General features: G+C 74.0%; 4 protein-coding genes. All 4 read right to left on the reverse strand.

The features are described from left to right. Nucleotides 1–154: 154 nt before the first annotated feature. Nucleotides 155–1,057 carry a phosphoribosylaminoimidazolesuccinocarboxamide synthase gene (locus tag V7E46_RS20440; RefSeq protein ID WP_333769750.1) on the reverse strand — a complete coding sequence of 301 codons (903 nt, stop codon included), beginning with the start codon at nt 1,055–1,057 and terminating at the stop codon, nt 155–157. 148 nt (nt 1,058–1,205) lie between these two features. Then, complete coding sequence (locus V7E46_RS20445) at nt 1,206–2,696, reverse strand: N,N-dimethylformamidase beta subunit family domain-containing protein (RefSeq protein WP_443054269.1); 1,491 nt, start codon at nt 2,694–2,696, stop codon at nt 1,206–1,208. Between the two features lie 551 nt (nt 2,697–3,247). After that, the gene (locus V7E46_RS20450) at nt 3,248–5,014 is read right to left on the reverse strand and encodes a hypothetical protein (RefSeq protein ID WP_333769751.1); all 1,767 of its coding nucleotides are present in this window, start codon (nt 5,012–5,014) and stop codon (nt 3,248–3,250) included. A 378-nt stretch (nt 5,015–5,392) separates the two neighbouring features. Continuing rightward, entirely contained in the window at nt 5,393–6,658 is a 1,266-nt protein-coding gene (gene purD / locus V7E46_RS20455) for a phosphoribosylamine--glycine ligase (RefSeq protein WP_333769752.1), read from the reverse strand. Between the last annotated feature and the right edge of the window lie 167 nt (nt 6,659–6,825).

A 6,825-nucleotide genomic window follows, 5' to 3' on the forward strand; every position in this document is an offset into this window, starting at 1 on the left:
GCTCAGTTGGTAGAGCATCACCTTGCCAAGGTGAGGGTCGCGAGTTCGAATCTCGTCGTCCGCTCCAGTGAGGCGAAGGCCCCGGTCGATTCGACCGGGGCCTTCGCCGTGCCCGCGCCCTTACGCGTACGGCGTACGGACGACGGCGTCCGGCTTATGACCAGGGGGTGCCGGTCAGCCGCTCGTACGCCTCGACGTAGCGCGCCCGGGACTGCTCGACGACCTCGGGCGGCAGCTCCGGCGGCGGGGTGTCGCCCGTACGGTCCCAGCCGGACGCGTCGGAGGTCAGCCAGTCGCGGATGAACTGCTTGTCGAACGACGGCTGCGGGTGCCCCGGCTCCCACAGGTCGGCCGGCCAGTAGCGGGACGAGTCGGGGGTCAGCACCTCGTCCGCGATGACCAGGTCGCCCTGCTCGTCGTGCCCGAACTCGAACTTCGTGTCCGCCAGGATCAGCCCGCGCTCCTTGGCCACGTCACGCGCCCGGCCGTAGACCGCCAGCGTCGCCTGCCGCAGCCGGGTGGCGGTCTCGGCGCCGACCTGGCGGGCCACCTCCTCGTACGGCACGTTCTCGTCGTGCTCGCCGACGTCGGCCTTCGTCGCCGGTGTGAAGATCGGCGCGGGCAGCTCGGACCCGTCGACCAGGCCCTCGGGCAGCGCGAGCCCGCAGACGGTGCGGTACTTGTCGTATTCGAGCAGCCCGGACCCGGTCAGATAACCGCGGGCCACGCACTCCACCGGCACCATCCGCAGCGACTTGCACACCATCGTCCGGCCGGCCCAGTCCGCGGGCGCGCCCTCGGGCACCTCGGTCGAGACCACGTGGTTCGGCACCAGGTCGGCGAGCTGCTCGAACCACCACAGCGACAGCCGGGTCAGGACCCGGCCCTTGTCGGGGATGTCGGTGGGCAGCACCCAGTCGTACGCCGAGGTGCGGTCGCTGGCCACCATCACCAGGTCGCCGTCGGCGTTGCGGTACAGCTCGCGCACCTTCCCGGTGTGCAGATGGACCAGTCCGGGCACCTGCACCGGCTCCGGTTTGTCGACGAATCCGGGCATCGGTCGTCCTCCCCAATCGGTGGTTCAGCCCCTGATTCTCGCGTACGGAGGGGGATGCGGCGCGTCGCGGCCGTGCGCGCCGACCGCGCTCAGCGGGGCCTGTCGGCCGTGCTCACTGAACGCGGTCGGCCCGGCTTGCAGAAAGCTCTCAGCCGTCTTTGCAGATACGGTCCAGCAGATTGGCCGTCGCGCGCTGGATGCGCGGGTCCACGTGGCCCGGCCGGTCGAGCGCGGGCGACCAGGCGAACGTGCCCGCCGCGAAGACGTACGCGCCGCTGGGGGCGCGGTAGAGCGACGTCTCCTGGTGGCAGCCGCGGCCGTCCGCCGCCTCGTACGGCGAGTGCGCGAGCAGGATGCGCTCGGTGGACTCGGGCAGCGAGATACGCGGGAAGTAGCGGTCCGCCTCACCCGCGACCAGGCCGTCCACGAGGTCGCCCTCTTCCGCGCCCGTCGCCTCCCACAGCCAGTGCCAGGCGTTGCGCACCACCAGCGGCGACGGCTGCGGCACCCGGCCCGCGTACTGCACGCCCAGCAGCAGCTGTTCCGGCTCGCCCAGGTCGCGCCACAGGCCGCTGCGGCCCCGCGTGTCGCCGCGCGGCTTGCGGCAGCTCAGCAGCCGGTCGGCGTCACCGGCCGGCGAGGGCGCCAGATCGACCTGCCAGTACATGGTGTTGGCCGAGAGGAAAACCAGCGAGGTGCCCAGGTCGCGGGCCGACTCGACGGCCCTGCGCATCTGCACCGACCAGTATTCGTCGTGCCCGGGGAAGACCATGCCGCGGTAGAGGGCCGGGTCGATCCGGCCCGCGTGCAGGTCGCGGGCGTCGGCGTACGCGAGGTCGTAGCCGTAGCGCTCGGCGTAGCGCACGAAGTCGTAGGCGTGCCCGATGTGCAGCGGCAGGCCCGCACCGGCGTAGGGCCGGTCGAAGGACACCGTTCCGGCCGCCTGCTCCTCGCCGAGCAGCCGGCCCGCCTCGTCCCACGCGTGATAGAGGCTGGCGCCGGTCCTGCCGTCCTCGGGATACAGGTTGTACGCCTGCCACGTCACGTCCGGCAGCAGCAGGAGCAGGTCGGCGGGGGCCGCCGGGTCCCGCACGGTGAACGGGACGTGGCTGCGGTAGCCGTCGACGGTCGTCAGGACGGCGACATAGGCGCCGGTCTTCCAGTGCGGCGGGATCTGCAGCCGCCAGGACTGCCACCAGTGGTGGCAGGAAATCGTCTTTCCCGCCGCCAGCGGCGGCGGCTGCGCGATGCCCGACAACCGGGGGCTCGCACTGACCTGGGCGGCGCCGTCACCGCCGTAGTGGCCGATGCGATAGATGTCGACGGTGAACTCCTGCGGGGGGTCCACCGTGATCCGGAAGTCGATCGCCTCCCCCGGCGCCACCGCACCGGCCGAGGCGAAGCCCTTGATCTGCCGCCGTACGTCGTCCGCGGTGCGCGGCCCCGGCAGATGCGGCCGGCGGGGCGCCTCACCGCTGCTCGCGGCCAGGTCCACGTACCAGGGCACGACCTGGCCGTCGTCCCCCAGATACTCCGGCTCCCTCCGCAACCACGGCAGCGGCCCCTGCCCGAACGGGTCCGACACCCCGTGCGCGAGCGCACCGGATTCCCACCGCCTGATGTGATCCGTGGCCACCATGCATCCCCTCCGTCCCCACCGCACCACCCGTCTCGGACGGCGGGGCAATGGTGCGGTATGAGGCAAGCACATCACAGAATGCGCTGCCGCAGTCACCGTTCGTGGTGAAAATATGCACCGAACTGGTGTGGCGAGCCACACTTTTCGGCCAAGCTTTCGCCCCCCCGGCGCAACCCTGCGCCTGCCAGGTGCGCGCCCGATCGCGCGCCCGGCCGAGACGGCGATGAGGCGACCGCAAGCGGCACCTACCAGAGGGCGCGGGGACCTGCGCGCAACCACAACCGTGGCGAGGCGACCGGCGACCGCAAGCGGCACCCACCCGGGTGCGCGGGGACCTGTGCGCCCAGCCGAGACGCGCCGGAACCGCGAGCGGCACCCCCTTAGAAGTGCGGGGGGAACCGCGCGCCCCGCCACAACGGCGATGAGGCCGCCGACCATGGCACCTGGCACCCGCTCCCGGGCGCGAGCAACCGCGCGCCCCGCCGAGACGGCGGTAAAGGCAGCCGGGCGACCCGGCGCCGTACCCTCGAAGAGCCCCGCGCAGGGGCTGTTCAGGCCAGCCGGACCGACGTCTCGGCGCGAACCCCGATCGCCGACAGCCATGCCCGCAGGGGCGCCGCATCGCCGTTCTCCACCAGCCTGAGCACCGGCCAGCCGAGGTCGCTGCGGCGGGCACCGTCCACGACGAGGGCCGGCCCGTCGAGCCAGTCGAGCCCGGCGCCGGCGCCCGCCGTGTCCACGGCCGCGCAGCACACCATCGCGGTGACGTGGTCGGCGAGCAGTTCCCGCCCGGTCCTGGGCGGCAGCAGCTGATAGACCGGCGTCGGGATCTCCGCGGCCGGGCCGGGAAGTGCCGCGACCGCTGCCCTGCCGGCCTCGTCCTGCGCGACCAGCGCACCGATCCGCGCGGCCAACTCCTCGCTGCCGCCGGCCGCGAGCCGGTCGATCACCCGGGCCAGCGTGGCCCGGCCCGGTTCGTCCCGCAGCCCCGGGGCGGCGCCCCGGTCCGCCGCGGCCCTGCGGACCGTACGGCCGCCGAGCAGCAGCCCGCGGCCCCGCGACCCGAGCGCGGGCGCAGGCGCGGCCTCGGACGGGCCGATGTCGTCCAGCCCACCCGCGGCTTCGGGCGCATCCGCGTCCCCACCCGCGGCGGGCCGCCCGAACACGCTCGGCCGCACCTCGTCCAGCACGCGTATCAGCCGCGCGGCCTCCGCCCGCCAGATGCGGTCCACGACTTCCTCGGGGTAGCGCGCCCAGCTGACCGGCGCCCAGTCGGGGCCGGTACGGCGCGGGCCGCCGTGGAAGAGGCGGGCCGCGAGCAGCGAGATGGCCTCGTCCACCACGCCCGGCTCTTCGAGCAGGTCGCAGGCCGGCCGCTCGCCGAGCCTGGTCTCGAAGCCGTCGGCGAGCCGGTCACGGCGGGACAGTTCGGTGAGCGCGGCGACCACACCGGCGTCCAGCCGGGACGGCCAGCGGCCCATGCGCCAGGCGGGCAGCGCGACCCGGGTCAGCAGCCGGTCCCACCCGGCGTAGGCCAGCCCGACCTGCTCCTGTGCGACGATCCGCAGCCCGTAGTCGACCGCCTGCGCCCGCTCGGACGCGGACGCGGCCACGCCCCGTTCCATCTCCGCGACATGCGCACTGCACCCGCGCAGCAGCAGCCGGGCGGACCAGCCGAGGAAGCCGTACGCCGGCCGCAGCAGCACCGAACGCTGCTTCCTGCCGTGCGCGGCCACGCCGGCGGCGGCGTCCAGGCCCCGGACGAAACGCCGGGCCGCGTATATCTCGGGGTCGGCCGCGGCGCCGGTGCCCGCGACGACCGGGGCCAGCAGCGCCCGCAGCTCGGCGACCCGCATCCACCACAGAAAGGGCGAGCCGATCACCAGCACCGGCGCGGGGCGGCGCTCCGGCTGGCCCGCGGTCGGCCTGCGGTCCTCGAGCCAGCTGTCGCAGTCCGGCGTCAGCTCTATCCCCGACGGGATCGGGACCTGCAGCTTCTCCGCCAGGTCCTGCACCATCCGGTGCAGATCGGGCGCGGCCTTCTGCGGCACCGGCACCGCGGGACTCACCGCCGGCCGCGCCCGTACGATGACCGCGGCCACCGCGGACGCCACCGCGAGCACGAGCAGCGCGGTGCCCGTCACGCCCCACCGCAACCCGTCCCACGCGCCCCCGTCGATCCGGCCGGTCGCTCCGGCCACCTGGAGCACGACCGCGCCCGCCGCCGGCAGCAGCACCGCGCCGAGCGCGGCTCCGCGAATACGCAACACCGCCAGCGCGCGGGCCCGCGCCAGTGCCTCGCCTGCTTCTCCAGCCATCGGGCGGCTCACCCCCTGCGCTGTGGTGACCGCCCCGGTGACGGCCTCCCCCCACTGTCGCACCGCCCACCGACATCGCAATGGCCGTACGGCTGTTTGCCGCAATGTCCCGCAGTGCGCCTGCGCGGCACCCTAGTTCGCCCCCCGCGAACGAGTCATCCATACGGCCGACCCATCACTCCTTGGAGTGGCCTTCCCCCTGATTCCCTGCGGCCTCCCCGCGGGGTTTCGCCCGCGAGTGCCGCTCGCAGTGGCGTGTCGCCGCCACCGCGGTCGTGCTGGTGCGCGCCGTTCCCGCGGCACGCCCACCGCCGGGGGAAGGTCCGGGCACGGAGCGTGCCCGGCACGACGCGCGGCCCCGGAAGGCCGAAAGTAGCGCTATTCGCCGCCGGCGACGGCCGCCGCGATGTCGCCGCGGTGGTGCCCGCCCTCCAGCCCGACGCGGTCGACCGCCCGATACGCCCGCTTCCGCGCGACCGCGAGGTCCGCCCCTGTCGCGGTCACCGACAGCACGCGACCGCCGGCGCTGACGATCCGCCCGTCGTCCTCCCGCCGCGTCCCGGCGTGCAGTACATACGCGTGGCCGCCCTGCTCGGCGATGGCGTCGAGCCCGGTGATGGGATCGCCGGTCCTGGGCGTGTCGGGGTAGTTGTACGACGCGATGACGACCGTCACCGCGGCGCCTTCGCTCCACCGCAGCGCGGGATACGCCGCGAGCTGCCCGGTGGCGGCGGCCCTGAGCAGCCCGGCGAGCGGGGTCCTGAGCCGGGCGAGGACGACCTGCGTCTCGGGATCGCCGAAGCGCGCGTTGAACTCGATGACCCGCACCCCGCGCGAGGTGATCGCGAGCCCGGCGTAGAGCAGGCCCGCGAAGGGCGTACCGCGGCGGCGCAATTCGTCGACGGTCGGCTGGAGCACGGTCCGCTCGACCTCGTCGACGAGCTTCGGGTCGGCCCACGGCAGCGGCGAATACGCGCCCATGCCGCCGGTGTTGGGCCCCTCGTCGCCGTCGAGCGCGCGCTTGAAGTCCTGCGCGGGCTGCAGCGGTACGACGGTCTCACCATCGGTGACGGCGAAGAGCGACACCTCGGGGCCGTCGAGGTATTCCTCGATGACCACCCTGCCGGGCGCGGCCACGCAGGCGAGCGCGTGCGCCCGCGCACTGGCGACGTCGTCGGTGACGACGACGCCCTTCCCCGCCGCGAGCCCGTCGTCCTTGACGACGTAGGGCGCGCCGAAAGCGTCCAGCGCCCGGTCGATCTCCTCCGGGGTGGTGCACACATAGCTGCGGGCGGTCGGTACGCCGGCCGCGGCCATGACGTCCTTGGCGAAGGCCTTGGACCCTTCGAGCGCCGCGGCCTCCCGGCTCGGCCCGAAGCAGTCGATGCCGCGCGCGCGTACGGCGTCGGCGACCCCGGCGACCAGCGGCGCCTCGGGGCCGACGATGACGAAGTCCGCCCCGAGCGAGGCGGCGAGCCCGGCGACCGCCGCGCCGTCGAGCACGTCGACCGGGTGCAGTTCGGCCACCTCGGCGATGCCGGCGTTGCCGGGAGCGCAGTGCAGCGACGTCACGTCGGGGTCGAGGGACAGGGAACGGCACAGGGCGTGTTCGCGGGCGCCGCCGCCGATGACAAGGACCTTCACGCGCACCAGGGTAGTGGCCCGTACGGGCACCGGCCGCCCTCACTCATTCGGGTGATCGTATTCCGCGGCCTATACCTGATCACGCGGCCCGTACAGGCGGATATCCCGCCCCACCCCCCCCCGTAACACCCCGTTCGGCGGTAGTATTTTACCTTAACCCCGGCGGG

It is taken from the genome of Streptomyces sp. IBSBF 2435 (genome assembly GCF_036815005.1).
Lineage (GTDB): Bacteria > Actinomycetota > Actinomycetes > Streptomycetales > Streptomycetaceae > Actinacidiphila.